The sequence below is a fragment of the Pseudoalteromonas sp. c7(2019) genome (genome assembly GCF_011378625.1).
GTDB lineage: Bacteria > Pseudomonadota > Gammaproteobacteria > Enterobacterales > Alteromonadaceae > Pseudoalteromonas > Pseudoalteromonas arctica.
This window is the reverse complement of the sequence record NZ_WTKS01000047.1, coordinates 1-946: the sequence shown is the minus strand read 5'-3', so window position 1 is coordinate 946 and position 946 is coordinate 1. Positions and strand designations below refer to the sequence as shown.

The following is a 946-nucleotide window of genomic DNA, read 5'->3' as shown; positions in this document are numbered from 1 at the left end:
CTACAGAGGACTTTCACCTCATAAGTCAATGCCCATGTCGGGCGTACACAAGCACTTCAAACGTAACAAAAACAGTTGGTTAGGTTCCGCTTCGCTTCACATTTTAACCAACTATTTTTGTCCGCTTAAGTGGGCGTTAGCACTATCAGAGGTTCTATTGAAAGTTGAGAGTATTCGAGAATGCGAAAACGGTGAGTTTGTAGCAGATATACACCTTGAAAATGGTGAGCACTATTTCACAACCGAATACTTTTCTACTTTTAAAAAAGCAGATGAATGGGTTACACCTTGGTGTGAGTGGGCGAATAAAGTTTCTTTTGGGACTATCGATAGCGTTTATTATATTATTCAGGTACCAGACTCTTGGGCTGGACCACCTAAAAATGCACACCCTTTACATGGGCTATTTATAAAGATTGGTAGATCTAAAAATGTACTCCAGCGTTTACAAAATTTACAAACTGGTACGTATGGCCAATTAATTATTGGCGCATTAGAACCAGGAGGCTCTGCTAGAGAGGCTGAATTACACCAAAAGTTTTCTCATCTAAGAAGACAAGGCGAATGGTTTTCTTGTAATGAACCTCTTTTTAAACATGTTTTTCGTACATGGTATAAAAATAAAATGCTTCCTCCTGAGCACCAAGAGAAAATGCAAATACTTGCGCAGCGTAGTAATGATTACCGTATTATGCGTGATCTAACTGGTGGAGCACCTGATACAGTAAATCCATCGCTTGACGATGAATGGCACGGAACAACTTTTGTAGATCTAGTATATAGTTCTTTGGCAAAGTCGTTAAAATAGTGCTAACAAGACGATCCAATAAGGACAAAAAACAGTTAGTTTTGCTCCAGCGTGAATTACAGTGACATATATGGACGCTCCCTTGAAGTCAAGACGAGCTAATGTCTAAACATCAAAATTGATGCCTTTATTTAATTG

General features: G+C 38.8%; 1 protein-coding gene. It reads left to right on the top strand.

The genetic code is table 11. From position 1 onward, the window contains the following. On the top strand, positions 1–808 hold an 808-nt coding region (locus tag GQR38_RS19920; protein ID WP_240920060.1), incomplete at its 5' end, for a GIY-YIG nuclease family protein. Between the last annotated feature and the right edge of the window lie 138 nt (positions 809–946).